Source organism: Paenarthrobacter sp. 4246 (genome assembly GCF_040546855.1).
Lineage (GTDB): Bacteria > Actinomycetota > Actinomycetes > Actinomycetales > Micrococcaceae > Arthrobacter.
Map to the genome: position 1 here is coordinate 318,952 of NZ_JBEPOP010000006.1, position 25,983 is coordinate 344,934.

A 25,983-nucleotide genomic window follows, 5' to 3' on the forward strand; every position below is an offset into this window, starting at 1 on the left:
AGACCCAAGAGAACCCATCAACCGAAAGGAGCCGGCCGTGCCGCAAGAACAGACAACACAGGCGCTCGAATCCGAGGAACTCGTGCCGCCCGCTGAGCCACACGCCGCCCATCACGCCAAGAAGGTGGAAACCCAATCCGATCTCAGTGCTGAGATCAAGGGCATCGGGGACCGTTACGCCGAGGCGTTGAAGAACGGCAAGGGGCCGGAGACCATGCCGCGGCTGGACTACGCGCCGTACCGCAGCAGCATCCTGCGCCACCCCACCAAGAGCCTGCACCACGCGGACCCGGAGACCATTGAGCTTTACTCGCCGGCGTTCGGACACCAGGACGTGCATGCCCTGGAATCCGACCTGACCATCCAGCACAACGGCGAACCGCAGGGTGAGCGCATCATCGTGGCCGGCCGCGTCCTGGATGGTGATGGCCGTCCGGTGGCAGGCCAGCTCGTGGAGATCTGGCAGGCCAATGCATCAGGCCGCTACATCCACAAGCGCGACCAGCACCCCGCACCGCTGGACCCGAACTTCACCGGCGTCGGCCGTTGCATTACCGGTGATGACGGCTCCTACAGCTTCACCACCATCAAGCCCGGCGCATACCCGTGGAAGAACCACCTGAACGCCTGGCGCCCGGCGCACATCCACTTCTCCATGTTCGGCTCCGAGTTCACCCAGCGAATCGTCACCCAAATGTACTTCCCCGGTGACCAGCTCTTCCCGCTTGACCCCATCTACCAGTCCATCGTGGACCAGGATGCCCGTGACCGCCTGGTGGCACAGTATGACCATGAGCTGACCAGCCCGGAATGGGCCCTCGGTTACAAGTGGGACATCATCCTGACCGGTTCCAAACGGACCTGGACCGAAAACGAAGCGTACGGCGACGCCGGGGACGAGGAGTAAGCGCATGAGCAAGCTGGCACCCACACCGGGCCAGACCGTAGGCCCCTTCTACGGCTACGCCCTTCCCTTTAACAAGGACAACGAACTCCTGGCACCTGGCAGCCCTGGCAGCATCCGCCTCCAAGGCACCGTGTACGACGGCGCCGGCAACGCCATCCCCGACGCCATTCTGGAGATCTGGCAGCCGGACTCCGAAGGCAACATCGTCCAGCGCACCGGCTCCCTGGTCCGCGACGGCTACACGTTCACCGGCTGGGGCCGCGGCTCCGTTGGCAACTCCGGCGTGTACACCTTCACCACCGTCAACCCCGGCCCGCTTAAGCCGGGCGCAGCGCCGTTCATCTCCGTGGCCGTGTTTGCCCGTGGCCTCATGAACCGCCTCTTCACCCGCGTCTACCTACCGGAGAATGAGGAAGCCCTGGCCAACGATCCCCTGCTGAGCTCCCTGGACCCCGGGCGCCGCAAGACGCTCATCGCCCGCCGCGACCCTGACGGTGGCCTCACCTGGGACATCCGCCTGCAGGGTGGCGACGAGACCGTCTTCCTGGATTTCCAGCAGGACGGCTCGCTGGACATTAAGACGGAAAACCCGGCATGACCGACGGCGACTTCGGCCTCCTCAGCCCCGTCTCGGCGTCGCCCGCTGTGGCGGCGCTGACGGGCGACCGTGCCGTGATGGCGGCGATCCTCGACGTCGAAGCCTCCTGGGCTGCCGTCCTTGAGGAGGCGGGACTCGTTCCCGCCGGATCCGCCGCCGTGGTGGCCGAAGCCGCCGATGCCGGTTCTTACGACGTTCTCTCACTAGCGGAACGCGCCCAGGGCGGCGGAAACCCGGTCATCCCGCTGCTCGGTGATCTGCGGGCCCGGGTCCGGGAGTTGGACACCGCCGGCGTTGGCGCGAATTCCGCTGTCCACACCTCGCTGACCAGCCAGGACGTCCTCGACTCCGCCCTCATGCTGCTCGCCAGCCGCGCCGTTACGGCGTTGCTGGCAGAGGCCAAGGGCACGACGACGGCGCTCGCCGCCTTGGCGGAGGAGCACGCGGACACGCTGTGCGTGGGCAGGAGCCTGACGCAGCATGCCCTTCCGTACACCTTCGGGCTCAAGGCCGCCCAGTGGTTCCAGGGTGTGGCCGCTGCGGCTGCACGGTTGGAGTCCCTGGAGCTTCCGGTGCAATTTGGTGGGGCTGGCGGGACGCTGGCCTCAGGTACCAAGCTGACTGCTGGTACTTCTTCAACGCCATTTACGCTGGCCGATGCCTTGGCCTCGGGGCTGGGCCTCGCACCCGCTCCCGCCCCGTGGCACACTAACCGCCTGGCGATCACTGCCCTCGGCGACGGGCTCGCCGCCCTCATCGATTCCTTCGGCAAAATCGCCGCGGATCTGCTGTTCCTGACCCGCCCGGAGGTTGCCGAACTCGGCGAACCCTTGGCCGCCGGACGCGGGGTTTCCTCGGCCATGCCGCAGAAGCAGAACCCTGTCTTGTCGGTGCTGATTCGTAGTGCGGCGCTGCAGGCTCCCGGCCTCGCGGCCCAGCTGCACCTTGCTGCGGCGACCTTCAACGACGAGCGGCCGGATGGCGCCTGGCACAGTGAATGGCCGGCCCTGCGGCAGTTGCTGGCCTTGGCCTTGGGCGCGGCCGGGCATCTCCGTGAACTCACAGAAGGTCTCCGCATCTTCCCTGATGCGATGCGCAGGAACCTCGACATCCCGGGACCGCTGCTCCTCAGCGAAGGGGTGGTGGCCGCCGTCGCACCCCTCCTCGGGGACGACGGAAAGCAGAAGCTGCAGGCCGTCGTTGACGAAACCTTGAAGGCGCCTGCCGCCGAGCAGACCCGCATTTACACCAAACTGCTGCGCGAAACCGTGCCTGGGGGTCAGCTCTCGGACCCCGAACTTGAGGCGCTGCTGAATCCCGCGAGCTACCTTGGCGAGGCCCGGGAGATCACCCGGCGGATCTTGGCCGCGTACCCGCACTTTGCAGCATATTCATCGAAGGGAGCCACTCGTGGCTAAGCCAACTGTCAAGGCCGTGCTGCTCTCCCCGCAGCGGGAACTCGGAGCCAAACCGCTCTTGGTGGTGGGCCCGTCGCTGGGCACATCCACCATTCTTTGGACGGAAACCGCGGCCCTCCTCGGCGACGAATATGACGTCATCGGTTGGGACCTCCCCGGCCACGGCATCTCGCCGACCGCCACCGAAGGCTTCGATGTTGCGGAACTGGCTGACGCCGTCGTCGATCTTGTCGACTCTGTTTCGCCGGGCGGAAAGTTCCACTACGCCGGCGTCTCCCTGGGCGGGGCCACCGGCCTGCAGCTCGGGATCAAGCACGGCGACCGCCTCCGCAGCCTGTCGGTCCAGTGCACCGGTGCCAAACTCGGCACTCCGGAGGGCTGGCTGGAGCGCGCCGAGACGGTTCGCAAACTGGGCACTCCCGTGATGATCCAAGGCTCCGCGGAGCGTTGGTTTGCGCCCGGATTCATGGACCGCCAGCCGGACATCAGCAGCCGCCTCCTGCACGCCCTGCGCGACGCCGACCGGTTCGGCTACTCGTTCTGCTGCGAAGCCCTTGCCTCGTTCGACGTCCGCGAGCAGCTCGGCAGCATCACCGTCCCCACGCTGGCGATTGCCGGCGTCGAAGATTCTGTTGCTCCGCCGTCGTTCGCCGAAGCTGTTGCCGCCGGTATCACCGCAGGCGGCGGTACTGCCCAGGCTGTAGCGCTCGACGGCGTCGCCCACCTCGCGCCCGCAGAGGCACCAGCCGCCGTGGCGGAATTGATGCGCACCTTCATGAAGGAGAACGAACTGTGACTACTGCCGACCACAACGGCGCCGTGCAGCCCGACGCCACCGCCCAGGACATCTACGACGCCGGCATGGTGGTCCGCCGCGAAGTGCTGGGGGATGCCCACGTTGATCGGGCAAACGCCAACAAGGACTCGTTTACCGAGGACTATCAGGACATGATCACCAGAATCGCCTGGGGTGGCATCTGGACGCGACCCGGCCTCAGCCGGCAAATGCGTTCCGCTGTCACCCTCACGGCACTGGTGGCCCATGGCCATTGGGAAGAGCTGGCCATGCACATCAGGGCGGCCCTCAACAACGGTCTGAGCCGGGATGAAATCAAGGAAATCCTGCTGCAGACCGCCATTTATTGCAGTGTTCCGTCGGCCAATTCGGCCTTCAAGACGGCCCAGAAAGTATTCGCCGAAATCGACGCCAACGAACCCAACTAAGTCCCCCACCAAGGTGGGAAGAACGAAAGAGAAACCCATGAACCAGGCTTTTGTGTACGACGCCGTGCGCACGCCCTTTGGCAAGTTCGGCTCCGGCCTTGCTGCAGTCCGTCCCGATGACCTTGCTGCCCACGTTGTCCGAGAGTCCGTCAAGCGGGCGCCGGGGCTGGATGTTGAGCGGATCGACGAGGTGGTGTTCGGCAACGCCAACGGTGCCGGCGAGGAAAACCGCAACGTCGCCCGCATGGCCACCTTGCTCGCTGGCCTGCCGGTCTCCATTCCGGGCACCACGGTCAACCGTCTCTGCGGCTCGTCCTTGGATGCTGCGATCATCGCTTCGCGGCAGATCAACGCCGGCGACGCCGATCTCATGCTCGTGGGCGGCGCCGAATCCATGTCCCGTGCGCCGTGGGTGCTGCCGAAGACCTCCAAGCCCTACCCGGCCGGTGACATGACCTTGGCGTCCACCACGCTCGGTTGGCGTTTGGTGAACCCGGCCATGGACAAGGACTGGACCATCTCCCTGGGTGAGGCCACCGAACGGCTGCGCGAAAAGTACGGAATCACCCGTGAACGGCAGGATGCTTTTGCGGCAGATTCGCACAACCTGGCCGATGTTGCATGGAACGAGGGCTTCTACGACAACCTTGTGTCGCAGGTCCCGGGTACCGACCTTGTCCGTGATGAGGGTATCCGGGCTGGTTCTTCGGCTGAGAAGCTTGCCGGTTTGAAGACCGTCTTCCGTCCCGAGGGTTCAGGGCCCGACGGCGGTACGGTCACCGCAGGGAATGCTTCGCCTTTGTCCGATGGTGCTTCGGCGGCGTGGATCGGTTCGGAAGCGGCTGCTGGGATGCTGGGCCTGGATCCTTTGGCCCGCATTGCCGGCCGGGGCGCGCACGGCAACGATCCCCAGTTCTTCGGATTTGCCCCGGTGGAGGCCGCGAACAAGGCCCTCGCGAAGGCGGGCATCGGCTGGGACCAGGTGGGCGCCGTCGAACTTAACGAAGCGTTCGCCGCGCAATCGCTCGCGTGCGTTGACGCGTGGGGGATCGATCCCGGGATCGTGAACCAGCACGGCGGGGCGATCGCCATGGGCCACCCGCTCGGGGCTTCCGGCACACGCATCCTGGGCACGCTGGCCCGTTCCCTGCAGGCCTCCGGCCAGCGCTGGGGTGTCGCGGCGATTTGCATCGGCGTGGGCCAAGGCCTGGCCGTGGTGCTCGAAAACGTTACTGCCGGTGTTTCGGAAGGAGCCTAAGGACGATGCTGAATTTCATTGACACTGTTGGCGAGGCTGTCGCTGGCATCAAAGACGGTTCCACGGTGATGATCGGCGGTTTCGGCAACGCCGGGCAGCCGTTCGAACTGATCGACGCACTGATGGATTGCGGTGCGAAGGACCTGACCGTGGTGAACAACAACGCCGGCCAGGGCGATCAGGGCCTGGCCTTGCTGATCAAGGAAGGCCGGGTCCGCAAAATGATCTGCTCCTTCCCGCGGCAATCCGATTCCTGGCACTTCGACGCCAAGTTCCATGCCGGCGAGATCGAGCTGGAACTGGTTCCGCAGGGCAACCTCGCCGAGCGTATCCGAGCCGCCGGTGCCGGTATCGGCGGGTTCTTCACCCCCACGGGCTACGGCACCACGTTGGCTGAGGGCAAGGAAACCCGGTTGCTGGACGGGAAGTGGCAGGTGTTCGAAACGCCGATCCACGCCGACGTTGCCCTCATCAAGGCACTCAAGGCCGACGGCAAAGGCAACCTCGTGTACCGCAAGACCGCCCGGAACTTCGGGCCCATCATGGCTGCCGCGGCCAAGCACACGATTGTGCAGGTCTCGGAGATCGTGCCCACCGGTTCCCTGGATCCGGAGAACGTGGTGACCCCGGGGATTTACGTCAACAGTGTGGTCCGCGTCGATTCTGCCGGAACAACAGAAAAGGTGGCCTGAGCATGAGCACCCAGACAAGCATCCAGACGTCCGAGAAGCCGCTGGGTCGCGACGAACTCGCCCAGCTGGTGGCCCGCGACATCGCCCCGGGTTCTTTCGTGAACCTGGGCATCGGCCAGCCGACCCTCGTATCCAACTACCTCACCGAGGAGCAGAACATCACGCTCCACACGGAGAACGGGATGCTCGGCATGGGGCCGGCCGCTGTTGGTGACGAGATCGATGGTGACTTGATCAATGCAGGCAAGATCCCCGTCACCGAGCTGCCCGGAGCCTCCTACTTCCACCATGCCGACTCGTTCGCGATCATGCGCGGCGGGCACCTGGACATCTGCGTGCTCGGCGCGTTCCAGGTCTCCGCCACCGGTGACCTCGCCAACTGGCACACCGGCGCCCCAGACGCCATCCCCGCCGTCGGTGGAGCCATGGACCTGGCCACCGGCGCCAAGGACGTTTTCGTGATGATGACGCTGCTGACGCGCGAGGGTGTGTCCAAGCTGGTGGAGCAGTGCACGTACCCGCTGACCGGCGTCGGATGTGTGACGCGGGTGTACACGGACAAGGCAGTGTTCCTCACAGGACCCGACGGCGTCACCGTCCGCGAAACGTTCGGCTGCACCTTCGAGGAGATCCAGGAACTCGTGCCGCTGCCGCTGAAGAAGGCAGAGTAGGCCCCGCAAGTTGTGGCCCTTACCGTTGTGGGGCCCGCTTTGCGCGTTATGAGCCCCGCTTAGCGTGCAGAGTAGGCCCCGCAGCGCAATCTAGGATTGGTAACCATGACCGACTCCGCAGGAACCCCTCAAGCCAGCGATCAGTATGTCCAGTCGCTGGCCCGGGGCCTGGCGGTGATCCGTGCGTTCGATGCGAACAACCCGGTGATGACCCTCAGCGAAGTCGCAGCCCGCACCGACCTGACCCGCGCGACGGCACGCCGTTTTCTGCACACCCTGGTTGAGCTGGGCTACGTCCGCACCGACGGCAAGACCTTCGCGCTCACGGCCAAGGTGCTGCAGCTTGGCTACTCCTACCTGTCGGCGCTGTCCCTGCCCCAGTTGGCGCAGCCGCACTTGGAGCAGCTCAGTGTGAAACTGGGGGAGTCCACCTCGGCAGCGGTCCTTGACGGTCCCGACATTTTCTATGTGGCCCGCGTCGCCACGCGCCGGATCATGAACGTGGGCATCACGGTGGGCACCCGCTTCCCGGCGTACGCCACCTCCATGGGCCGGGTTCTGCTCGCCGGACTGCCGCAGGCCAAGCTTGAGGCGTATCTGGCCAACGCCGAATTGAAACCCCTCACCCCGCGAACCGTCGCCAGCGTGCCCGACTTGAGGGCCGCCGTCGAGCGCGTCCGTGTGCAAGGCTGGTGCCTGCTCGACCAGGAGCTGGAAATCGGACTGATGTCCATCGCCGCGCCCGTGTGGAACCACAACAATGGTGACAATGTGGCTGCGATCAACGTGTCCCTGCAGGCCCAAGCCGTCTCAGCGCAGCCGGATCCGGAGAAGTACCTGGATTCAGTCCGGGCCGAAGTGGTGGCCACGGCCAACGCCATCTCGCAGGACGTCTCGGCGAAGCACTGACTACTTCCGGATCGAAGCCAACCGCGTCTCCAGGATCCGGCGTACCAACGAGTCCGGCACGGGATTGTCGGCAGAGAACCGCAATGTGCCCGGCGACCAGGAATAGCCGCCTAATTCCTCCGACATTTCTGGCAGGATCTGCCCGCTGAAGGGGTACAACGCCAGGTGCTTTTTGGTTTCCTGCACGCTCAGGAAGCCCTTGCCGTCAACAAGCAGCGCAGGCATACCGTAGCTGACGCCTTCTTCGGCGTCGGGCGCGAGTTCGCGGGCGATCCCCACAATCCGCTCCAGAATCGAGCGGTTGGCTTCGCTGACGCCCTCAAGGTATTCGGTGACGGTTCCCATGGCCCAATCCTGCGCCATGGACGGGAGTTTTTGTACAGCTAATGACCTTTAGAAGCGGTTTTAGGGGCGGTATCTGTACAAAAACTCCAGAGCTTTAGCGCTCAGGAATGACCGCGATGCCCTGGATTTCGATCAGGGCCTCTTTCTGCCACAGCCGCGTGACACCGATGCCGGCCATTGCCGGATACTGCGATCCCGCCATCTCGCGCCAGATGCGTCCGATTTCGCGACCGTTGGCCATGTAGTCGTCCACGTCCGTGAGGTAGATGGTGACGTTGACGAGGTCTTCGGGCTGTCCGCCGGCTTCACGCAGCGTTGTCAGAACGTTGGTGAAGGCCTGCGTGAACTGCTCCACGATGCCGCCGGGAACAATGTTCATGTTCTTGTCCAGGGCCGTCTGCCCACCCAGGAAGACGGTGTTGCCGGCAAGGATGCCGTGCGCAAAGCCTGATGGCTTGGGCAGCGATTCCGGGTTGATCGTTGTGTGGCTCATGCTGTTCCTCCTCGTTGTGGCAACTGCAAAAACTTTTGGAAAGCCTCTGTGCAGATCATTTCCGCCGTGCTACGTTGAGCATATGTGACGATCGTAAAAAAGTCGACACATCACAAAACTCGAAGGGAACCCGCAATGAAACTCGCCACCTTGCGCACGTCCAACGGAGGTACGACGGCGGCACTCGCCACGGGCGCCGACTCATACCTCGCGCTGCCCGCCACTGACGTCGGGGCCCTCCTGGCTCAGCCGGAGTGGCGTGCTGTTGTGGAAGAGGCCGCAGCGTCCAAGGACCAGACCGTGATCGCAGCAGCTGACGCCCACCTGGCCCCGCTCCTTCCCCGGGCCGGCAAGGTTATCTGCTGCGGCCTGAACTACGGGGACCACATCCAGGAAATGGGCCGCGACCTTCCGGAGTACCCCACGTTGTTCGCCAAGTACGCGGACACCCTGGTGGGCGCAAACGACGCTGTTGAAGTCCACGGCAGCGGCCGCGTCGACTGGGAAGCCGAGCTCGCCGTCGTCGTGGGTTCTGAACTGTTCCGTGCGGATGAAGGCCGGGCCCGTGAGGCCATCGCCGGATATACGGTTGCCAACGACGTTTCCATGCGCGATTGGCAGAACCGAACGCTGCAGTGGTTCCAAGGCAAAGCCTGGGACGGCACCACCCCGGTAGGCCCGGTCATGGTCACGGCAGATGAAGTCGGTGGGCATTTCGACGTCCGCGGTTACGTCAACGGCGAGCTGGTGCAGGAGGGGAACACCAGCACCTTGGTGTTCGGCCCGGCACAGCTGTTGTCGTACATTTCGCAGTTCACCATCCTGCGTCCCGGTGACCTTGTCCTCACAGGCACGCCCGGGGGAGTGGGGATGGGGATGACCCCTCCCCGCTTCCTCAAGGACGGCGATGTCCTCGCCACCGAAATTGACGGGATCGGCCGGCTGGAAAACCAGTTCCGTATCCACGCTCCCGTAGCAGCTACCGCAAACGCTTAGTCCACCATCAACTGATCAGGAGAGAAACCCATGAGCCAGACCACCACGGAATACCGCCTCGAAGGCGACAACTCCATCTACGCCCAGGCTGACGGCAAGGTTGTCCCCGTAGTCACCCGTGCCGGTGCCGAAGATACCAACACGGCTCAGTCCGGCGACTGCATCCGCGTCTCCGGTGTCAGCATCCAGCACACCCCGGCAACCAAGATCTGGTTCGGCCAGGTATCCAACACCCCCGGATACCGCTCATTGCCGCACCACCATGGCGAGGCTGAAACCGGCGGTTACGTGTTGCGCGGCCACGGCCGCATCTACTTCGGCGAGAACTATTCCGAGTTCATCGACATGAAGGCCGGTGACTGGGTCTTCGTGCCGCCCTTCATGCCGCACGTCGAGGCCAACATGTCCATCACGGAAGAGCTCGTCTGGCTCACCGCGCGCACGCCGGAGAACCTCGTGGTCAACCTTGAAGACGTTGCCGACGAAACCCTCGCCGACTACCGCCGGGCCTGAGCCATGATCGCTGGAACCCTGACGTCGGAGACCTTCCTCAAGGCCGTTGAACTCGCGCCGGCAACAGCCGAGGTTTTCGACGAGGCCTATGAAGCAACCACCCAGTACGTGCCGTGGCCAAAAGCCTACGGTGGAGACATGGTGGCACAAGCCGCTGCCGCCATGATGCGGTCCGTTGATACTGACAGGACACTCCACTCGATGCACAGCTACTTCATGCGTCCAGTGGATATCGGTTCCAGTGTCCGGTACGAAGTGGAGCGCCTGCGGGATGGTCGTGGCTACTCCACCCGGACCGTCAGGGGCTTCCAGAACGGCAAGGCAGTCTATGCCGCAATGGGTTCCTTCCAGGTTCCCGAAGCCGGACCGGACTTCCAGCCCGAGGCCCCTGCCGCCGTCGAGCCTGAATCACTGCGGACCGCAGCCGATGTGCTGGACGGGACGGACGGACCGGCCGCAGACTATTGGTCCACGGGACGAAGCTTCGACATGCGGCATATTCCCGGGCCGGTATACATCGAGCTTGAAGGCGGTGCAGTGCCTCAGCAAGCCATATGGGTCAAGGCCTTCGACACCCTGCCCGACGACGCCGACCTTCACCGCACGGCCCTCGCCTACGTTTGCGATTACACCATCCTGGAGCCGCTCCTCCGGGTCAACGGGCTCAATTGGTCAAGCCCCGGACTCGCCACCGCCAGCCTGGACCATTCCATGTGGTTCCACCGGGACGGGCGGGCTGACGAATGGATCCTCTACGCCCAGGAAGCCATCTCCGGGCAAAGCAACAGGGGCCTCGCCATGGGCCGCTTCTTCGACCGGCAAGGAAGGCTGCTCGCCACGGTGGCCCAAGAGGGCATGATCCGCGCCGGCGCCTAGACAACACTCCACCTCCCCAACCAACAGCTTCAACGACGCACCACTGAAAGGAACGGCCATGAGCATGATGCCATCGGCCCACGTGGACACGTTCACCCGCGACCACCTGCCGCCCGCCGATACCTGGCCTGCGCTTGAATTCACCCTTCCCGAACTCCAGTACCCGGAACGGCTCAACGCTGCTGCGGTGCTGATCGACAACGCTGTCGAACAGTACGGCGCAGACCGCCCCGCCCTGTGGACCCCTGACGGCTCGGTCTGGACCTACGGTCAGCTCCAGAAGCGCTCCAACCAGGTGGCCCAGGTTCTCACCGAGGACCTCGGTGTTGTTCCCGGAAACCGCGTGCTCCTGCGCGGCCCCAACAATCCGTGGATCGTTGCTGCCTGGCTGGGCGTTCTGAAGGCCGGCGGCGTAGTGGTCACCACCATGCCCATGCTGCGCTCCACCGAGGTCGCCACGCTCATCCAACTCACCAAGCCGACGGTCGCCATTTCGGACCACCGGTTTGTGGACGAGCTCGCCATTGCGGCGGGTGATGGCCTCACCGTCCTGACGTATGGGGCCGGCAAGGGATTCGACGACGACGGCGACCTCGCCTCCCGCTGCGGGCACAAGAGCGGCAAGTTCACCCCGGTGGACACTGCCGCTGACGACGTTGCCCTGCTGGGTCCGACGTCGGGTACCACCGGAGTCCCGAAGGTGACCATGCACTTCCACCGGGACATCTTGGCCAATGCGGACACGTTCGCCAGGTATATCCTGCAGCCCACCGCGGATGATGTCTTCGCTGGTTCGCCGCCGTTGGCGTTCACTTTCGGGCTGGGTGGTCTGGTGGTCTTCCCGCTCCGGTTCGGCGCGTCCTCGCTCCTGACGGAGAAGGCCGGGCCTGTGGAATTGGCGGAGCACGCCGCAAAAGCCGGGGCCACCATCCTGTTCACCGCCCCCACTGCGTACCGCGCCATCCTGAAGGAGCAGCGGGGCGACCTCCTCCGAGGCCTGCGCATCGCCGTTTCCGCCGGAGAGCACCTTTCCAAGGAAACCTGGGAAGCCGTGCACGCGGCTACGGGTTTGCGTCTGGTCAATGGAATCGGCGCCACGGAGATGCTGCACGTCTTCATCTCCGCTGCCGGGGACGACATCCGGCCCGGAACCACCGGCCGCGCAGTGCCGGGCTTCCGCGCCACCATCCTGGACGACGACGGCAATGAGCTCGGCCCCGGCAGCATCGGACGCCTGGCCGTGATCGGCCCCACCGGATGCCGCTACCTGGACGACGCCCGCCAAGCCAACTACGTGGTCCGCGGCTGGAACGTCACCGGCGACACCTTCGCCATGGACGCCGACGGGTACTTCACCTATCAGGCCCGCTCGGACAACATGATCGTCTCCTCCGGTTACAACATCGGTGCGCCCGAGGTGGAGACCGCTATCGACCAGCACCCGGATGTGGTGGAGAACGCGGTGATTGGAGTCCCGGATCCGGAACGTGGCAGCATCGTCTGCGCGTTCATTGTCCTGCGCGACGGCGTCACAGGCGACGCCGGCAAACGCAAGGAGATCCAGGACTTCGTGAAGCAGACCATCGCCCCGTACAAGTACCCCCGGGACATTCGGTTCGTCACCGAACTGCCGCGCAACCCCAGCGGCAAACTCCAGCATTTCAAGCTCCGTGAAGGCCTTTCGCAGGCGAACGTGAGCCAGACCGAACAACTTACCCCCGCCGGCCAGAGCCAGGCCTGAGAAGGAGCATCACCATGAAGATCGCAATCGTTGGAGGCGGCCCCGGCGGCCTGTACTTCGCAGCGCTGATGAAGCAGCTGGATCCATCGCACGACATCACCCTCTGGGAACGTAACGCTGCCAGCGACACCTTTGGCTTCGGCGTCGTATTTTCCGATGAGACGCTCGGCGGCATCGGCAATGCCGATCCCGTGGTGGCTGAATACATGAGCCGGCGCTTCGCTCGCTGGTCAGACATCGACATCCACTTCCGCGGCGAGATGATGACGGTCGGCGGCCAGGGCTTCGCGGCCATGAGCCGCAAGGAACTGCTGGAGCTGCTCCAGCGCCGCTGCATCGAACTGAACGTTGACGTGCGCTTCAGCACCTTGGCCCCGGCTGTCGAGGAACTTGAAGCCAACTACGATCTGGTTCTTGCTGCGGATGGCATCAACTCGCAGATCCGTGCGAAGTACGCTGACTCGTTCAAGCCAAACCTGGATCCCCGGACCAACAAGTTCATGTGGCTTGGTACGGACCAGGTGTTCGAGGCCTTTAAATTCTTCGTGAAGGAAACCGAGTGGGGCGTCATGCAGATCCACGGTTACCCGTACTCAGACGAGGGCTCTACGTTCATCGTGGAGATGCACCAGGATGTATGGCAAGCCGCAGGCTTCGATGAGACGGCCAACGAGGTCTTTCCTCCCGGCGTCTCGGATGAAAAGGCCATCGACAAGATCCGTGGGATCTTCGCTGAGGAACTGGACGGCTACGAGGTCCTGACCAACAACTCCAAGTGGATCAACTTCACCACGGTCCGCAACGAGAGCTGGCGCCACAACAACGTGGTGCTGCTGGGCGACGCTGCCCACACGGCCCACTTCTCCATCGGGTCCGGCACCAAGCTGGCCATGGAAGACTCCCTGGCGCTGGCCGCGTGCCTGCACGAGCACCCGGATGTTGAGTCCGCCCTGGCAGCCTATGAGGCTGAGCGTCGGCCCGTGGTCGCCTCCACCCAGCGCGCCGCCCAGGCTTCCCTTGAGTGGTTCGAACGGATCGGCCAGTACAAGGACCAGGACCCCACCCAGTTCGCGTTCAACCTGCTTACCCGTAGTCGCCGCATTACCCAGGAAAACCTGCGCCTCCGTGATCCTGAATTCGCGGACGCCGTGGACCGCGGTTTTGCTGAATCCCAGGGGCTCACCGAGGTAGCGCCGGCCATGTTCCAACCGTTCCGCATCGGCGATCTGGAACTGAAGAACCGCATTGTGGTCTCCCCGATGGACATGTACTCAGCCACGGATGGCATCCCGGGGGACTTCCACAAGGTCCACCTCGGCTCCAAAGCTCTTGGTGGTGCCGGCCTGGTCATGACCGAAATGGTCTGTGTTTCCGAAGCCGGCCGCATCACCCCCGGTTGCAGCGGCCTGTACACGGACGAGCAGCGTGACAGCTGGAAGGAGATCGTGGACTTCGTTCACAGCCGTTCCACCGCCAAGATCGGCGCCCAGTTGGGCCACTCAGGCCGCAAGGGTTCCACCAAGCTCATGTGGGAAGGCATCGACCAGCCGCTCGAGTCCGGCAACTGGACCGCCGTCGGGCCCTCAGCCCTGCCGTACAGCCCGGAGAACCAGACTCCCGTGGAGTTGGATCGCGCCGGCATGGACGCCATCAAGGCAGAGTTCGTCGCTTCCACGGTCCGTGCCGACGAGGCAGGCTTCGACCTCCTCGAAATCCACGCTGCCCACGGTTACCTGCTGTCTTCCTTCCTTTCGCCGGTGTCCAACAAGCGGACCGACGAATACGGCGGCAGCCTGGAGAACCGGCTGCGGTTCCCGCTGGAAGTGTTCGACGCCGTTCGCGCGGCATGGCCTGCCGGCAAGCCGGTGACGGTGCGCATCTCCGCGACTGACTGGATCGAGGGTGGCAACACTTCCGACGATTCCGTAGCAATCGCCCGCGCCTTCGTGGCACACGGTGCTGCCGGCTTGGACGTCTCCACCGGTCAGGTCGCGAAGGAAGAGAAGCCCGCTTTCGGCCGCAGCTACCAGACACCGTTCGCGGACCGCATCCGTCAGGAAGTGGCCGCACCGGCAGGCGTAGCTGTGATCGCCGTAGGCGCCATCTCCACCTACGACGACGTGAACTCCATCCTCCTCGCCGGCCGTGCGGACCTTATCGCGTTGGGCCGTACGCACCTCTACGATCCCCAGTGGACCCTCCACGCTGCCGCGGAGCAGGAGTACCAAGGCCCCGGCGCTGACTGGATCCCGCAGTTCCGTGCCGGTCGCCGGAAACCACCGAGCTCCCGCACTGACGCCGTCCGTCCCCGTCTGTCCTTGCTGAAGGAAGCGGACATCGAAGAGGCCAACACCCACCTCCGCTGGACTCCCGAGTCCGCCGCCGCATCGGTTTTGGTGAAGTAGCCATGGCCACCGCACCCGTCAACAACTGGAACGTGCCCAAGAAGACCACCGGCCTGGTGTTGTTCTGCTGCTGGCTCGCGATCCTCGCCGAGGGCTACGACGTCGGCGTCCTCGGAGCCATCCTTCCGGCCCTTGCTGAGTACAAGGAATGGAACCTTTCGCCGCTCGCATTGGGCGGCCTGGGATCATATGCCCTGGTCGGAATGCTCATTGGTGCCCTCTTCATAGGCACGCTCAGCGACCTCGTGGGGCGCAAGAAGATGCTCCTGGCTTCCATGGCGATCTTCACGCTCACCCAGGCCGGCGCTGCCTGGGCTCCGACACCGGAGCTCTTCGGACTGTTCCGGCTCATCGGTGGTTTGGGCATGGGCGGCGTCATCCCGGTAGCCGCGGCCCTGACCATTGAATACTCTGCGCCGAACAAGCGCTCCTACAACTACGGCCTGATGTACTCCGGCTACTCGCTTGGCATCGTTGCTGCCGCACTTGCCGCACTGTTCGTCCTGCCATTGGGCGGTTGGCGCGCGGTTGTTGCCATCGGCGCGGCACCGGTGGTGCTGATTCCGATCATCTGGAAGTTCCTCCCCGAGTCCTTGGAATTCCTGGAATCCAAGGGCCGCAAGACAGAGGCCAAGGCTCTGGCCACCAAGCTGAACATCTCCAACTACACGCCGGTTGTTGCCGTGGCTCCCAAAGCAGGTGTGCAGGCTGATCCTTGGTGGAAGACCATCACCACCATGTTCTCGCGGAAGTACCTGCGCTCCACCGTGTTCTTCTGGATCTCGCTTTTCTGTGGCCTGGTCCTTGTCTACGGCCTGAACACCTGGCTCCCGAGCATCATGAAGAAGGCCGGCTACGATCTCGGCTCGTCCTTGACCTTCCTTCTGGTCTTCAGCCTTGCGTCCGCCATCGGTGGCCTGCTCCTGGGCCGCGCCGCGGACAAGTACGGCAAGAAGCTCATCCTGGTGGTGTTCTACATCCTGGGCGGCTTGGGCATCATGCTGCTGGTCTTCCCCAACACCATGGTGGTCAACCTGCTGTTCGTCGCCTTCGCCGGTGTCGGTTCCATCTCCACGTCGCTGGTGCTCACCGGGTACATCGCCGACTACTACCCGGCCAAGGTCCGTGGCACGGCAACTGGCTGGGCCCTGAGCTTCGCCCGCCTTGGTGCCATCTCCGGGCCGTTGATTGGTGGCTGGATCGCAGGCTCCAAGTTGCCTTTCGAGGCCAACTTCGCGATCTTCGCCGGCATCGCAGTACTGGCAGCCGGTGCTGTGGCGATGATTCCCAAGCCACAGCCTGAGGTGCCCGTCGCCGCCGTCGACGTTGATCCTGACGACGCTACCGTCAGCGCCCGCTAGGAGTAATCATGGACAGGTTTCCGGAGGCGAGCGTCGAGCGAACGGTGGAATGGGTGGACACCGACGCCTCCGGACACCAGCACAACTCGGCCATCCTGCGCTGGGTTGAAGCTGCGGAGGCCGAGCTCTTCCGTTCGCTGGAGTTGCCGGACTATTTCCCCAGCGCTCCGCGGGTGCAGCAAGTGATCAACTACAAGGCCAAGCTGTGGTTCGGCCAGCGCATTACCGCCACGGTGAAGATCAGTGCGCTCGGCCGGACCTCGCTGACCATGGCTTTCGATGTAACGTCCGACGCCGGTGAGGTGGCCGCGTACGGGACGGTCACCACCGCGCATGTCCCCCCGGGAGCGACGTCGGCGCTGCCTTGGCCGGAACATCTGGTCCGCGCCGTCAAGGCGGACCGTGCCGGGCGAGTTACCGGATAGCCCCGCCGAGATGGCAGTAGGTGACAATGCCGGGTTCTGGGAATGTCATCAACTGCCGTCTCGGCGAGGGGCTAAGGGTTTTGCGCCGGGCGGGGTGGCTAGCGCAGGCCCTTCAGAATGTTCTTGGGCCGCTGCATCTCGCCGTGCTTGGCACCAAGGATGATCACCCAGGCAGCGAAAGCAGGAATGGCCCACTGGAGTGCCTTCAGCTGCGTCTGGGCAGCCTTCAACTCGTCCGATGCGCCTGCGCGCGGTTCGGTGGCACCCTCTGCGCCCTCGCCCGAGAGCTCATCCACCTTCTTCCCAACAACACCTGCGTACAAGGTGACGGCAGCTCCCGCCAAAGTCACCACAGTCTTGTAGACAGTGTTTGCGGCCACGTTGTCCTGCTTGGCGATGCGGCCTTTGTTCTCCCAGGCGATGGCCAGATCCGAGGCCAGGTGTCCGGCGAACGCTGCTGTCTGAATGGGAGCCCATTTTCCCCAGCCTTTGCTTGAGAGGCGGGTACGCTCGGTGGGATCCTTGGCTTCTGCTGCGGCACCGTTCAGTCCGATGGCCCCCATCAGCGAGCCGCCGAACCATGCCGCGGCGGTGAGGTCGTGAAGGGAACGGGCTACGAGATTTCCTGCCATGATGTGCTTCCTGTCGTTGATACGGAAAGAACCTTGTGAGGCGTGGGGCCTCGAAACAGCGTCCGTCTATAGTAAGCATGCTTATAAAGATGCGGCCAGTCGCTCCGGATTTTTCGTTCCGCGTTCATGTCAGGTTCGCGGACTGCGCGGCGCCGGGCGGTTACGCTTAGCCGGTGGAGCAGCTCTACGCGATTCCCGCGTGCATAATCCTTGGTTGTTTGGCCGTTTTCCAGGTGGCTTTGGTTGCTGGCGCGCCTATTGGAAGGTTCGCTTGGGGCGGACAGCATGAGGTCCTGCCGCGGAAATTGAGGATCGGCAGCATCGTCTCCATCCTGTTGTACGCCCTCTTCGGCTATGCGGCTTTGGCGCAGGCCGGCCTGGTTCCGGTGCTGATCAGCCAACCCTTTACCGGGGTTTTCATGTGGGTCCTCACCGCCTACTTCGCCTTGGGCGTCGTTTTGAACGCGATCTCACGCAGCAAGCCCGAGCGTTTCGTCATGACTCCTGTGGCGCTGGTACTCGCAATTCTCTTTCTGCTTCTTTCGCTGGGCTGATACGGAACATCGGCGGGGACCATCACCGCACCTATGATGAACTGGACTGGCGCCTGATTGGGGGCGCGGAAATGAGGATCCTTCGATGTTCGCCGTCCCGGCACCCCCGGTGCGCCACCAGCAGTTGCTCGTTACGATCTTCGGCCTCTATGGCCGGAACGCGGGCGATGCTTTGCCGGTTTCTGCGCTGATCTCCATGCTGGGTTCGCTCGGTTATGACGCTCCGGGTGTGAGGTCGTCAGTCTCAAGGCTCAAGGCCAAGGGTGTGCTGAAGAGTGTCCGAGAGGGTGGAATCGCCAAGTACAAAATTTCCGAGTCCATCAGCGATGTGTTCCGTGAGGGTGACCGGCGGATCTTTGCGCCCGAACCGCCCGCTCCGGTGGACACTTGGGTGCTTGCTGTTTTCTCAGTTCCGGAATCCATGCGCAACCGCCGTCACCAGCTCCGTTCCGCGCTGCTGGCCCTGGGGTTCGGTTCGGTGGCCAACGGGGTGTGGATCGCGCCGGCCCACAAGCTGGAGCAAGCCCGGGAGCGGCTCACCGCCGGGGGACTGATTGAGTTCGTGGACCTGTTCCGGAGCGACTACGTTTTTGACGGCCCCATGAGACCCAAGATCTCGGAATGGTGGGACCTCAAGGAGCTCGATGAGCAATTCACCGAGTTCCTTGGGCTGTACGAAGGCGCGGAACAGCAATGGACGGAGAGGGTAGGCGACGATCCCGAAAGGGCGCTGGCTGATTCCACCGAAGAGCTGCGGCGTGACGCCTTCCGCTATTACATTCCCATGCTCACCATGTGGCGTAAGTTCCCGTACCGCGACCCGAACCTCCCCACCGACTACCTTCCGCCGGAATGGCACGGTCCGGCGGTGCGGAGGACGTTCCAGGCAGTTCATCGTCTGGCGGCACCCTTGGCCGCCGCCCACGCACACGAGGTCATCGCGGAAGCCCTGGACCCCGCAGCAGCCTGATTAGTCGCTGGTCCGGGGTGCGTCGATGACGCCGAACACTTCACCCTGCGGCGCCCGGACCACCACCATCCGGCCCAGGGTGGTTTCCGCCACGGGGCCCAACAGTGTTGCGCCCAACTCGACGGCCCGGGTTGCCGTCCCCGCCACGTAATCACTGGCGAACCAAGTCATCCAGTAGTTGGGCGCGTTTTCTGGAAGTGCCGTGTCGTGCTGCATCCCGCCCACTTCCCGGCCGTCCGAAGGGCGGCGGAACGTGGAGTAGACCAGGCCCTCTTCGGTGACATCCTGGTAGCTGACGTCGAAGACCTCCGAGTAGAAGGACCGGGCCCCGGAATAGTCGCGGGTGTGGAGTTCATTCCAGCAAAGGGATCCGTGCTCATTGACGCGTTCAGCGCCGATGTGGGTGCCTGCCTGCCAGACGCCGAACGCCGCACCAACTCTGTCGGTGGCCAGGGCCATGCGGCCGGATTCCATGACATCAAAGGGCGGGGCCAAGAGCTGCCCTCCCGCCGCGCGGATCCTTTTCGCCGTGAGGTCAACATCGTCCGACGCCAGGAAGGTGGTCCAGACCGTGGGCATGCCGGGATCTTGTTTGGGGCCCAGTCCGGCCACGGCGCGGCCCCTCAGATGAGCCAGGACGTAGTCGCCGGATTCCATGCCACCGGACACGAACTCCCAACCAAAAAGGTTTGCGTAGAACGCCTTCGCGGCGGTGAGGTCGCCAACACCCAGGTCCACCCACATGGGGGTTGCGGCGGGCCAGCTCGAAATCTTGGTGGACATAGGACTCCTCGGGTCGGGGCGCTGGGGCAGCTGCTTCCCCAGGTGCCCGATGCGCCAAGCGCCTGAGGAAGCAGCCACCCATAAAGTGCGCCTCGGGCCCGATTTATGACACCGTTTCCATCCCCTTTTTCAAGGCAGCAGCCCAAAACAAGGCGGCGGGCAAGCGTCAGCCGCCTGCCCGCCGTCGTGGGTTGAGTGTTTAGACCGTACGGGTCGCCTTGGCGAGGTTGTCCTGGAGTTCGACGGCGGTCTGCCGGATGACGTACGCGGGGCGGTCGCGTTCGACGCGCCAGCTGTCCTCCAGCGGGCCGACGTTGACGGTGTCAAAGCCGAACTCGTCGTACAGCTTGGTGACCAGCTCGGCGGCTTCCGGGAAGTCGCTTGCGGTGGCCAGCGCGCGGCGGTTGGGCGTGCCGGCCGGGGTGCCGTCGGTGGTGATGTCCTTGGCGAAGATGTGGTTGAAGCCCTTGGCCACTTTGGACGTGGGGAGGTGCTTCTGGAGCAGTCCGGAAGTGGTGGCTTCGCCGTTGTCCAGCTCGGGGATGCGGCCGTCGCGTTCCCAGTAATAGTTGTTGGTGTCGATGACGATCTTGCCCTCGAGTGGCTCTGCCGGGATGCTCTGGTAGTTCTTGAGGGGTACGGTCACGACGGCGAAATCGCCCGCCGCTGCTGCCTCGGCTGCCGTGGCGGCACGGGCGCGCGGCCCCAGTTCTGCAACGAGTTCGCCGAGTGTTTCGGGGCCTCGTGAATTGCTGATCACGACGTCATAGCCCAATTCCACGGCCTTGCGTGCAACCTGGCTGCCAATGTGTCCTGCACCGATGATTCCGATTGTTGTCATGTCCGTGCAAACAAAAAGTTGCAGACGCCTATTTCCCGCGTGACGAAATATGTCGATCAGCCCTATACTAAGTAGTCTTATTATGGGGTGGGTTGAGGCGAGGAGGTCGGTATGGCCGGTCATTTGGAACTGGTAGAGACCCCCGACGGAGGATTTCGTATTCTGGTGTTGGACGGCAGCGACGCATTGATGGGGCTTTCAAAGCGTTTTTCCTCGCTGGACGAGGCTGTTGAGGGAGTCGCCGCCATGAGGGAAGTAGCGGGGACGGGCCTGTTGCGAACGGGATCCGCGGAGCGGTATGCAGTCCTTATGCTCCAGGAGCCAGTCATCGATCCTGCCCTTGCGGCGCAGGACATCCAGACCAAACCGAAGGTGGTTGGCCATGACAACTGATTCAGCATCACCGAAGACGCGCGGGGTCCTCTTCGATGTGGACGGCACCCTGATTGATTCCAGCTACTTCCACGCCATGGCGTGGTGGCAGGCGTTCCGGCGTGAAGGGTTGGACATAGAGATGTCCGCCATCCATCGGCGGGTGGGCATGGGGGGCGACCGCCTGATCCAGAGCCTCGTAACTGACTGCACCGAAGACCTGCAGGAAAATCTAAAATCAGCCCATAGCGCAGTGTTCTCAACGTTCTGGCCGACGCTGCGGCCGTTCGACTCCGTCCGCGACCTCCTCTCAGCATGCTCCGGGTCAGGGCTGGCTGTGGGCTTGGCGTCGTCAGCACAAGAAAGAGACCTTGAGGTCAGCAGGCACATCCTCGACGCCGGATCCTCCATCGATGCGTGGACCAGCTCCAACGACGCCAAGGAGAGCAAGCCCGCGCCGGACATCCTGATCGCCTGCCTGGAGAAGCTTGGCGTCAGCCCCGAGGATGCCGTTTTTGTTGGCGACGCAGTCTGGGACGTCATGGCCGGTGCGGCCATTGGTGTTCCCGTGATTGCCCTGACCTGCGGCGGAATCAGTGAGGCGGAGCTGCGTGACGCAGGTGCCGCAGAGGTCTATGACAATCCGCGGCACCTGCTGGAGCACCTGGAAAGCAGCATCATCGGCCGGTTGGCGGCGGGCGCTCCCAAGGGGTAGTCAGTCGCCTAGCGCGGCTCGTCGCTGATTCCCTTGTCCCGCCCGCGCCGATTCCGCGCGGTCCAGATGATCAAGGCGATGATGATGACTGCGGCTACTCCGGCCAGCACCCATGGCGTGGCGTCCGTGCGGGTTTGTTCCTGGGGATCGGACTCTCCGGTCCCGGGGTTTGCGGGGCCACTGCCTGCAGGATTCGATGTGCTGGGAGCCCCGGATGATGGTGCCGGGTTGGTTGGTGTTTGTGTTGAGGGGCCGGAGGGGTTGGTGGAATCCGCTGTGGGTGTCGGTGTGGTGGCGCCTACGTTGCCTTGGACTGCGCTGCCTTGGACTGCGCCCCCATGGGCGGCTGGCGCCGCGTTGGCTGCAACCGTTGCAGAGAGCATGGACCCTGCGAAAAGGGCCACGGCCAAGGTGGTGGTGGCTATTCTTCGAAACATCGATACCTCCAAGATTTAGTGGCGTGCATCCTCGTACTCGTAAGGATACTGACTAAACCGTGGCGGTGGGTGGTTTTCGCCGCTGCAGCCACCGGGGCGACGTGAAGCGCGGCCCTTACCGCGTGAGCTTGGCAGAATCCGGTTCCTGGTCCCCGATGTGGCCCGGGGCGTTGGCTGCGAGTACACGCTGCACGAACGCGCTGTATTCCTCCATGTAATGCCGCAGCAAGGCCGCGGTTCCCTCGTCCTTAACTGAACCGTCGTCGTCGTACGCGTCTGCGACGAAGCGGATGTAAGCCTCAGGGGCGTTCAGCTGCGGCGCGTCCAGGAAGCTCAACACGCTGCGCATGGACGACTGCATCACCGCCGTTCCAATGCCGCCGGGCGATGCGCCGATAATCCCCGTGGGCTTCCTGGCGAACGAGTTGGTGCCCCATGGGCGCGAACCCCAGTCGATGGCGTTCTTCAACGCGCCCGGAATGGAGCGGTTGTACTCAGGGGAGACAAACAGGATGCCGTCCGATGCGGCGATGGCATCCTTCAGTTCCCGGCCCGCCGGCGGGAAATCGGCGTCGTAATCCGAGCTGTAAAGAGGCAGGTCCTTGATGGCGATCTCATGGAACTCGAGCTCCGAAGGCGCGACGCTGATGAGCGCCTTGGAGAGGACCCGGTTGATGGAATTGCTCGCCAGGCTTCCGACGAAGTAACCGATTTTGAAAGTGTCCATTGCGGCGTTCCTTTCCGACGGCACGGCCGGAACCGGCTCGTCGACGGTGTGGTGGCTGGTTGCCCCAGCTCTTACCGACCCTAATTGACTTATGCACATAGCGCAGCCCCTACTCCCGTCGGGACCTTTGCGGTCATAGACTCATGCCAACTGAGTTCTGGAGAATTCCGGAAAAGGGGTGGCGGGTGAAAGCTGGCATAGCGCGCGAGACGCTCGACGGTGAGCGACGTGTGGCTGCAACGCCGGAAACGGTGAAGCAGTTGGTGGGGTTGGGCCTTGAGGTTGAGATCGAGTCCGGCGCTGGGCTGGCGTCCGGCCATGGCGACGACGACTACAGGGCGGCGGGCGCCGCTGTGGTGCAGTCGTTGGTTCTCGGATCGCTTGATGTCTACTGCCACGTACGTCCCATGGAACCGTCGACGGCGGCAGCCCTCCCACGGGGTTCGGTCACCGTAGGGTTGGGGTCGCCGTCCTCGGAGTTGCCTACGGTGCGGGCGCTGGCCGCAGGTGGAATCACGTCCTTTGCCCTCGAGCTGGTTCCCCGTATTTCCCGCGCCCAGTCCATGGACGCGCTCACTTCTCAGGCCCTGGTGGCGGGCTATCGCTGCGTCCTCGAGGCGGCCATGCGTTTGCCTCGGTTCTTCCCGCTGTACATGACGGCGGCCGGGACCATTCCGCCTGCCCGGGTGCTGGTGCTGGGCGCCGGTGTTGCCGGACTGCAAGCGATCGGCACAGCCAAGCGGCTCGGGGCCAGGGTTTCCGCCAACGACATCCGCCCGGCTTCGGCGGACGAAGTAGCTTCCATGGGCGGCACGTTCATCAAACTGGACCTGGAAACCGCCGAGGCATCCGGTGGATACGCCCGCGAACTCAGCGCAGACCGCGGCGCGTTGCAGCGGGCACTCCTGGCGCCGCACGTTGCCCAAGCCGACGTATTGATTACCACCGCCGCTGTTCCCGGCAGAAGGGCGCCGCTCCTGGTGAGCCGCGAGATGGTACAGGGTATGCGCCCCGGCTCCGTGGTGGTGGACCTGGCGGCCGAATCCGGCGGGAATGTTGAGGGAAGCATCCCGGGGCAAGACATTCCCGTGCCCACCGCTGACGGTCAAGGGCTTGTGACACTGGTGGGAATCAAGGACGCAGCCTCCGCGATGCCCGCAGACGCTTCCCGTCTCTACGCCAAGAATGTGGCCAATCTGTTGGCGCTCATGACCAAAGACGGGACGGTCTCCCCGGACTTCGACGACGAAGTAGTGGCCGGCAGCTGCCTCACCCACCTCGGAGAAGTCCGGCACGCACCCACTGCGGAGGCGCTCACGGCGCTCGCAGGCGAAACAGCACCCGTTGGCACCACCCGTCCCGGACCTGAAGGAGTGCGCTGATGGATGGCATGAGCCTGCTGACGATCACCGTGCTGGCCGTGTTTGTGGGCTTCGAGGTTGTTTCCAAGGTCTCCAGCACCCTGCACACGCCGCTCATGTCCGGCGCGAACGCGATCCACGGCATCATCCTGGTGGGAGCCATCATTGTTGCCGGACAGGCTGCAGATCCGTGGGTGCTGGCAGTGGCCTTGTTGGCTGTCGTCCTTGCCACGGCCAACCTCGTGGGCGGGTTCGTGGTGACTGACCGCATGCTGGAGATGTTCCGCGGAAGGCAACGGCCGCCGTCGAAAGTTGAGCCGGCTGGTCCTGGCTCCGCCGAAACCGTGACGAAGGAGCGCCAACCGTGACGCTGCTCAATCCCACGTGGACGGCACTCCTCTACCTGGCTGCGGCGGCGTGCTTCATCCTCGCGTTGAAGGGGCTCAATTCACCCAGAACGGCCCGTCGCGGCAACCTGATTGGAGCCCTTGGTGCCCTTCTGGCCGTGGTCACGGTCTTCGTTTCCGTGAAGTTGGACAACATTCCCTGGATCCTCGGTGCCATTGCGGTGGGTTCAGGTGTGGCGGCGCCGGTGGCCCGCCGCGTGCAGATGACGCAGATGCCCCAGCTCGTGGCCCTCTTCAACGGGGTCGGCGGTGGTGCTGCGGCGCTTGTTGCCATGCTGGAACTATCCCACGCAGACGATCCCTGGGTTCGTCTGGCCATCGTCTTTACGCTGCTGGTGGGTGCAGTGTCATTCGCCGGTTCCGGGGTCACGTTCGCCAAGCTCCAAGGGCTCATGACCACCCGCCCTGTCACGTTCCCGGGTCTGCCCGCACTGATGGCCGTGGTGTTGCTGGCCGCTGTGGGTGCCGGTGTTGTGGTGATATTGAACGGCTCACTGGCCTTGGCGTTGGTGCTCCTTGTCCTGGGTCTTGTTACAGGGGTCCTCTTGGTTCTTCCGGTAGGCGGTGCCGATGTGCCGATCGTCATTTCGCTCCTGAATGCCTTCACCGGCTTGGCTGTCGCGGCATCGGGGCTGGTGCTGGGCAATGTTCTTTTGTTGGTTGCCGGAACGTTGGTGGGAGCATCGGGCACCATCCTGACCCGGGCCATGGCGGCGGCGATGGGTCGTAGTGTCGCCGGCATCATGTTTGGCGCCTTCAAAGGTGGCTCGACGGCAGGATCCACCGCTGTGAGCGAGCGGCCAGTGCGGTCCTCCAGTGCAGAGGACGTTGCAGTGCTGCTTGGCTATGCCCAGAGGGTCATCATTGTGCCGGGATACGGACTTGCAGTTGCCCAGGGACAACACACCGCGGCAGAGCTGGCATTGGCTTTGGAAGCACGCGGAATCGAAGTGGACTTCGCCATCCACCCCGTTGCAGGGCGAATGCCCGGACACATGAACGTGCTGCTGGCTGAGGCCAACGTGCCCTACGAATCGCTGAAGGAAATGGGCGACATCAACTCCGAATTCAAGACCGCGGATGTCGCTTTGGTGGTGGGCGCCAACGACGTCGTCAACCCTGCCGCGAAGACCACCTCCGGCTCGCCGATCTATGGGATGCCCATCCTTGAAGTGGCCGACGCCCGGCAGGTGGTGTTCCTCAAACGCTCCATGCGTCCGGGGTTTGCCGGCATTGAGAACGAACTCCTCTACGAACCCCAAACCACCCTGCTGTTCGGAGATGCCAAGGATTCACTGACCAAAGTCCTGGGCGCGGTGAAGGGACTCTAGGAAAAAGCCCCCGAACCGCGT

The 25,983-nt window shown here is 63.9% G+C and carries 30 protein-coding genes; 23 read left to right on the plus strand and 7 right to left on the minus strand.

Going from position 1 to position 25,983, the window contains the following annotated elements; genetic code table 11:
- Positions 1-37 precede the first annotated feature (37 nt).
- The 9 genes from pcaH (at position 38) to ABIE35_RS13800 (ending at position 7,677) form a co-directional block, all read left to right on the plus strand.
- A complete protein-coding gene (pcaH, locus tag ABIE35_RS13760) occupies positions 38-907 on the plus strand; it encodes a protocatechuate 3,4-dioxygenase subunit beta (RefSeq protein WP_354515674.1) in 870 nt (289 codons plus the stop codon).
- 4 nt (positions 908-911) lie between these two features.
- Entirely contained in the window at positions 912-1,505 is a 594-nt protein-coding gene (gene pcaG / locus ABIE35_RS13765; RefSeq protein WP_354515676.1) for a protocatechuate 3,4-dioxygenase subunit alpha, read from the plus strand.
- On the plus strand, positions 1,502-2,923 hold the full coding sequence (locus tag ABIE35_RS13770; protein WP_354515678.1) for a lyase family protein: 1,422 nt from the start codon (positions 1,502-1,504) through the stop codon (positions 2,921-2,923). The genes pcaG and ABIE35_RS13770 overlap by 4 nt, the downstream gene beginning before the upstream one ends.
- Positions 2,916-3,719, plus strand: a complete 804-nt coding sequence (locus ABIE35_RS13775; RefSeq protein ID WP_354515680.1) for an alpha/beta fold hydrolase — start codon at positions 2,916-2,918, stop codon at positions 3,717-3,719. Before ABIE35_RS13770 ends, ABIE35_RS13775 begins: the two co-directional genes overlap by 8 nt.
- Entirely contained in the window at positions 3,716-4,147 is a 432-nt protein-coding gene (gene pcaC / locus ABIE35_RS13780) for a 4-carboxymuconolactone decarboxylase (RefSeq protein ID WP_354515682.1), read from the plus strand. Before ABIE35_RS13775 ends, pcaC begins: the two co-directional genes overlap by 4 nt.
- A gap of 37 nt (positions 4,148-4,184) precedes the next feature.
- A complete protein-coding gene (locus ABIE35_RS13785) occupies positions 4,185-5,405 on the plus strand; it encodes a thiolase family protein (RefSeq protein ID WP_354515684.1) in 1,221 nt (406 codons plus the stop codon).
- A gap of 5 nt (positions 5,406-5,410) precedes the next feature.
- Positions 5,411-6,097, plus strand: a complete 687-nt coding sequence (locus ABIE35_RS13790; protein ID WP_354515686.1) for a 3-oxoacid CoA-transferase subunit A — start codon at positions 5,411-5,413, stop codon at positions 6,095-6,097.
- Positions 6,098-6,099: 2 nt separating this feature from the next.
- Positions 6,100-6,768 (plus strand): 3-oxoacid CoA-transferase subunit B, encoded by a 669-nt coding sequence (locus ABIE35_RS13795; RefSeq protein WP_354515688.1) that lies wholly within the window; start codon positions 6,100-6,102, stop codon positions 6,766-6,768.
- A gap of 105 nt (positions 6,769-6,873) precedes the next feature.
- A complete protein-coding gene (locus tag ABIE35_RS13800) occupies positions 6,874-7,677 on the plus strand; it encodes an IclR family transcriptional regulator domain-containing protein (RefSeq protein WP_354515690.1) in 804 nt (267 codons plus the stop codon).
- On the opposite strand, the gene ABIE35_RS13805 is transcribed toward ABIE35_RS13800, so the two are convergent.
- Both ABIE35_RS13805 and ABIE35_RS13810 read right to left on the minus strand, forming a co-directional pair.
- Complete coding sequence (locus ABIE35_RS13805) at positions 7,678-8,040, minus strand: iron chaperone (RefSeq protein WP_232481469.1); 363 nt, start codon at positions 8,038-8,040, stop codon at positions 7,678-7,680.
- A 76-nt stretch (positions 8,041-8,116) separates the two neighbouring features.
- Complete coding sequence (locus ABIE35_RS13810; protein ID WP_354515691.1) at positions 8,117-8,515, minus strand: RidA family protein; 399 nt, start codon at positions 8,513-8,515, stop codon at positions 8,117-8,119.
- A 135-nt stretch (positions 8,516-8,650) separates the two neighbouring features.
- Here ABIE35_RS13810 and ABIE35_RS13815 point away from each other — a divergent pair, with 135 nt between their 5' ends.
- The 7 genes from ABIE35_RS13815 to ABIE35_RS13845 are packed head-to-tail and all read left to right on the plus strand — an operon-like array spanning position 8,651 to position 16,832.
- Positions 8,651-9,511, plus strand: coding sequence for a fumarylacetoacetate hydrolase family protein (locus ABIE35_RS13815; protein WP_354515693.1), 861 nt, complete (start codon positions 8,651-8,653; stop codon positions 9,509-9,511).
- A 30-nt stretch (positions 9,512-9,541) separates the two neighbouring features.
- On the plus strand, positions 9,542-10,024 hold the full coding sequence (locus ABIE35_RS13820) for a cupin domain-containing protein (RefSeq protein ID WP_179017946.1): 483 nt from the start codon (positions 9,542-9,544) through the stop codon (positions 10,022-10,024).
- Between the two features lie 3 nt (positions 10,025-10,027).
- Positions 10,028-10,900, plus strand: a complete 873-nt coding sequence (locus ABIE35_RS13825) for an acyl-CoA thioesterase (protein ID WP_354515695.1) — start codon at positions 10,028-10,030, stop codon at positions 10,898-10,900.
- A 58-nt stretch (positions 10,901-10,958) separates the two neighbouring features.
- Complete coding sequence (locus ABIE35_RS13830) at positions 10,959-12,641, plus strand: AMP-binding protein (RefSeq protein ID WP_354515696.1); 1,683 nt, start codon at positions 10,959-10,961, stop codon at positions 12,639-12,641.
- Positions 12,642-12,655: 14 nt separating this feature from the next.
- The gene (locus ABIE35_RS13835) at positions 12,656-15,046 is read left to right on the plus strand and encodes a bifunctional salicylyl-CoA 5-hydroxylase/oxidoreductase (RefSeq protein WP_354515698.1); all 2,391 of its coding nucleotides are present in this window, start codon (positions 12,656-12,658) and stop codon (positions 15,044-15,046) included.
- A gap of 2 nt (positions 15,047-15,048) precedes the next feature.
- On the plus strand, positions 15,049-16,407 hold the full coding sequence (locus ABIE35_RS13840; RefSeq protein WP_354515700.1) for an MFS transporter: 1,359 nt from the start codon (positions 15,049-15,051) through the stop codon (positions 16,405-16,407).
- 8 nt (positions 16,408-16,415) lie between these two features.
- Positions 16,416-16,832 carry an acyl-CoA thioesterase gene (locus tag ABIE35_RS13845; protein ID WP_354515702.1) on the plus strand — a complete coding sequence of 139 codons (417 nt, stop codon included), beginning with the start codon at positions 16,416-16,418 and terminating at the stop codon, positions 16,830-16,832.
- Positions 16,833-16,930: 98 nt separating this feature from the next.
- Here ABIE35_RS13845 and ABIE35_RS13850 read toward each other — a convergent pair whose 3' ends face one another.
- Positions 16,931-17,464 (minus strand): ABC transporter permease family protein, encoded by a 534-nt coding sequence (locus tag ABIE35_RS13850; RefSeq protein ID WP_354515703.1) that lies wholly within the window; start codon positions 17,462-17,464, stop codon positions 16,931-16,933.
- Positions 17,465-17,637: 173 nt separating this feature from the next.
- On the opposite strand from ABIE35_RS13850, the gene ABIE35_RS13855 reads away from it, so the two are divergent.
- Together ABIE35_RS13855 and ABIE35_RS13860 are read left to right on the plus strand one after the other, a co-directional pair.
- Positions 17,638-18,018, plus strand: a complete 381-nt coding sequence (locus tag ABIE35_RS13855) for a hypothetical protein (RefSeq protein ID WP_354515705.1) — start codon at positions 17,638-17,640, stop codon at positions 18,016-18,018.
- An 85-nt stretch (positions 18,019-18,103) separates the two neighbouring features.
- Complete coding sequence (locus tag ABIE35_RS13860; protein WP_354515707.1) at positions 18,104-18,988, plus strand: PaaX family transcriptional regulator; 885 nt, start codon at positions 18,104-18,106, stop codon at positions 18,986-18,988.
- Here ABIE35_RS13860 and ABIE35_RS13865 read toward each other — a convergent pair whose 3' ends face one another.
- Both ABIE35_RS13865 and ABIE35_RS13870 read right to left on the minus strand, forming a co-directional pair.
- A complete protein-coding gene (locus ABIE35_RS13865) occupies positions 18,989-19,771 on the minus strand; it encodes a VOC family protein (RefSeq protein ID WP_354515709.1) in 783 nt (260 codons plus the stop codon).
- Positions 19,772-19,970: 199 nt separating this feature from the next.
- Positions 19,971-20,612 (minus strand): NADPH-dependent F420 reductase, encoded by a 642-nt coding sequence (locus ABIE35_RS13870; protein WP_354515711.1) that lies wholly within the window; start codon positions 20,610-20,612, stop codon positions 19,971-19,973.
- A 111-nt stretch (positions 20,613-20,723) separates the two neighbouring features.
- Here ABIE35_RS13870 and ABIE35_RS13875 point away from each other — a divergent pair, with 111 nt between their 5' ends.
- Both ABIE35_RS13875 and ABIE35_RS13880 read left to right on the plus strand, forming a co-directional pair.
- Positions 20,724-21,005 (plus strand): hypothetical protein, encoded by a 282-nt coding sequence (locus ABIE35_RS13875; protein ID WP_354515713.1) that lies wholly within the window; start codon positions 20,724-20,726, stop codon positions 21,003-21,005.
- A complete protein-coding gene (locus ABIE35_RS13880; protein WP_354515715.1) occupies positions 20,995-21,699 on the plus strand; it encodes an HAD family hydrolase in 705 nt (234 codons plus the stop codon). Before ABIE35_RS13875 ends, ABIE35_RS13880 begins: the two co-directional genes overlap by 11 nt.
- A gap of 8 nt (positions 21,700-21,707) precedes the next feature.
- Here ABIE35_RS13880 and ABIE35_RS13885 read toward each other — a convergent pair whose 3' ends face one another.
- Positions 21,708-22,136 carry a superantigen-like protein SSL4 gene (locus ABIE35_RS13885; RefSeq protein ID WP_354515717.1) on the minus strand — a complete coding sequence of 143 codons (429 nt, stop codon included), beginning with the start codon at positions 22,134-22,136 and terminating at the stop codon, positions 21,708-21,710.
- A gap of 115 nt (positions 22,137-22,251) precedes the next feature.
- The gene (locus tag ABIE35_RS13890; RefSeq protein WP_089596871.1) at positions 22,252-22,863 is read right to left on the minus strand and encodes an NADPH-dependent FMN reductase; all 612 of its coding nucleotides are present in this window, start codon (positions 22,861-22,863) and stop codon (positions 22,252-22,254) included.
- 185 nt (positions 22,864-23,048) lie between these two features.
- Between ABIE35_RS13890 and ABIE35_RS13895 the strand changes: the two genes are divergently transcribed.
- From ABIE35_RS13895 to ABIE35_RS13905, 3 genes are read left to right on the plus strand one after another with little or no spacing between them, the layout of a single operon-like run.
- Positions 23,049-24,245, plus strand: coding sequence for a Re/Si-specific NAD(P)(+) transhydrogenase subunit alpha (locus tag ABIE35_RS13895; protein ID WP_354515719.1), 1,197 nt, complete (start codon positions 23,049-23,051; stop codon positions 24,243-24,245).
- On the plus strand, positions 24,245-24,592 hold the full coding sequence (locus ABIE35_RS13900; protein WP_354515721.1) for an NAD(P) transhydrogenase subunit alpha part 2: 348 nt from the start codon (positions 24,245-24,247) through the stop codon (positions 24,590-24,592). The genes ABIE35_RS13895 and ABIE35_RS13900 overlap by 1 nt, the downstream gene beginning before the upstream one ends.
- Positions 24,589-25,962 (plus strand): NAD(P)(+) transhydrogenase (Re/Si-specific) subunit beta, encoded by a 1,374-nt coding sequence (locus ABIE35_RS13905; RefSeq protein WP_354515723.1) that lies wholly within the window; start codon positions 24,589-24,591, stop codon positions 25,960-25,962. The genes ABIE35_RS13900 and ABIE35_RS13905 overlap by 4 nt, the downstream gene beginning before the upstream one ends.
- The last annotated feature ends 21 nt before the right edge of the window (positions 25,963-25,983 follow it).

Coding starts and splice junctions, on each gene's coding strand:
- pcaG (WP_354515676.1), top strand. CDS start 912: ATGAGCAAGCTGGCACCCACACCGGGCCAGACCGTAGGCCCCTTCTAC.
- ABIE35_RS13770 (WP_354515678.1), top strand. CDS start 1,502: ATGACCGACGGCGACTTCGGCCTCCTCAGCCCCGTCTCGGCGTCGCCC.
- ABIE35_RS13785 (WP_354515684.1), top strand. CDS start 4,185: ATGAACCAGGCTTTTGTGTACGACGCCGTGCGCACGCCCTTTGGCAAG.
- ABIE35_RS13790 (WP_354515686.1), top strand. CDS start 5,411: ATGCTGAATTTCATTGACACTGTTGGCGAGGCTGTCGCTGGCATCAAA.
- ABIE35_RS13795 (WP_354515688.1), top strand. CDS start 6,100: ATGAGCACCCAGACAAGCATCCAGACGTCCGAGAAGCCGCTGGGTCGC.
- ABIE35_RS13800 (WP_354515690.1), top strand. CDS start 6,874: ATGACCGACTCCGCAGGAACCCCTCAAGCCAGCGATCAGTATGTCCAG.
- ABIE35_RS13805 (WP_232481469.1), bottom strand. CDS start 8,040: ATGGCGCAGGATTGGGCCATGGGAACCGTCACCGAATACCTTGAGGGC.
- ABIE35_RS13810 (WP_354515691.1), bottom strand. CDS start 8,515: ATGAGCCACACAACGATCAACCCGGAATCGCTGCCCAAGCCATCAGGC.
- ABIE35_RS13815 (WP_354515693.1), top strand. CDS start 8,651: ATGAAACTCGCCACCTTGCGCACGTCCAACGGAGGTACGACGGCGGCA.
- ABIE35_RS13820 (WP_179017946.1), top strand. CDS start 9,542: ATGAGCCAGACCACCACGGAATACCGCCTCGAAGGCGACAACTCCATC.
- ABIE35_RS13825 (WP_354515695.1), top strand. CDS start 10,028: ATGATCGCTGGAACCCTGACGTCGGAGACCTTCCTCAAGGCCGTTGAA.
- ABIE35_RS13830 (WP_354515696.1), top strand. CDS start 10,959: ATGAGCATGATGCCATCGGCCCACGTGGACACGTTCACCCGCGACCAC.
- ABIE35_RS13835 (WP_354515698.1), top strand. CDS start 12,656: ATGAAGATCGCAATCGTTGGAGGCGGCCCCGGCGGCCTGTACTTCGCA.
- ABIE35_RS13840 (WP_354515700.1), top strand. CDS start 15,049: ATGGCCACCGCACCCGTCAACAACTGGAACGTGCCCAAGAAGACCACC.
- ABIE35_RS13845 (WP_354515702.1), top strand. CDS start 16,416: ATGGACAGGTTTCCGGAGGCGAGCGTCGAGCGAACGGTGGAATGGGTG.
- ABIE35_RS13850 (WP_354515703.1), bottom strand. CDS start 17,464: ATGGCAGGAAATCTCGTAGCCCGTTCCCTTCACGACCTCACCGCCGCG.
- ABIE35_RS13860 (WP_354515707.1), top strand. CDS start 18,104: ATGTTCGCCGTCCCGGCACCCCCGGTGCGCCACCAGCAGTTGCTCGTT.
- ABIE35_RS13865 (WP_354515709.1), bottom strand. CDS start 19,771: ATGTCCACCAAGATTTCGAGCTGGCCCGCCGCAACCCCCATGTGGGTG.
- ABIE35_RS13870 (WP_354515711.1), bottom strand. CDS start 20,612: ATGACAACAATCGGAATCATCGGTGCAGGACACATTGGCAGCCAGGTT.
- ABIE35_RS13875 (WP_354515713.1), top strand. CDS start 20,724: ATGGCCGGTCATTTGGAACTGGTAGAGACCCCCGACGGAGGATTTCGT.
- ABIE35_RS13880 (WP_354515715.1), top strand. CDS start 20,995: ATGACAACTGATTCAGCATCACCGAAGACGCGCGGGGTCCTCTTCGAT.
- ABIE35_RS13885 (WP_354515717.1), bottom strand. CDS start 22,136: ATGTTTCGAAGAATAGCCACCACCACCTTGGCCGTGGCCCTTTTCGCA.
- ABIE35_RS13890 (WP_089596871.1), bottom strand. CDS start 22,863: ATGGACACTTTCAAAATCGGTTACTTCGTCGGAAGCCTGGCGAGCAAT.
- ABIE35_RS13900 (WP_354515721.1), top strand. CDS start 24,245: ATGGATGGCATGAGCCTGCTGACGATCACCGTGCTGGCCGTGTTTGTG.